Below are 263 nucleotides of genomic sequence, written 5' to 3'. Positions count from 1 at the left end.
ACAACGCGACCGGCGGGTCCGTCGCGATCAGCGCGAGCGCCCGCGGCAGCGGCCCGGACGACGCCGGCAGCGACGACGCCGGCGAGCCGGCGCCGCGCCGAACCCGTACCCGGAAGAAGGCGGCCGCCCCGGCCGCGGAGGCCGCACCCGTCGAGGCGGCGCCCGCCGAGGCCGCGGGCGACGCCGACGAGGCGCCGGCGCCGCGCAAGCGGGCCAGCCGCCGCCGGGCGACCGCGGCCAGCGAGGCCGACGCGTCGGCCGCG

General features: G+C 84.4%; 1 protein-coding gene. It reads left to right on the top strand.

The genetic code is table 11. The features are described from left to right. A partial coding sequence (locus NUM_RS38070; protein ID WP_207126222.1) for a hypothetical protein occupies positions 1-263 on the top strand: 263 nt, incomplete at both ends.

The organism is Actinocatenispora comari (assembly GCF_017312725.1).
Lineage (GTDB): Bacteria > Actinomycetota > Actinomycetes > Mycobacteriales > Micromonosporaceae > Actinocatenispora > Actinocatenispora comari.
This window is presented reverse-complemented; position numbering and strand designations above follow the sequence as displayed.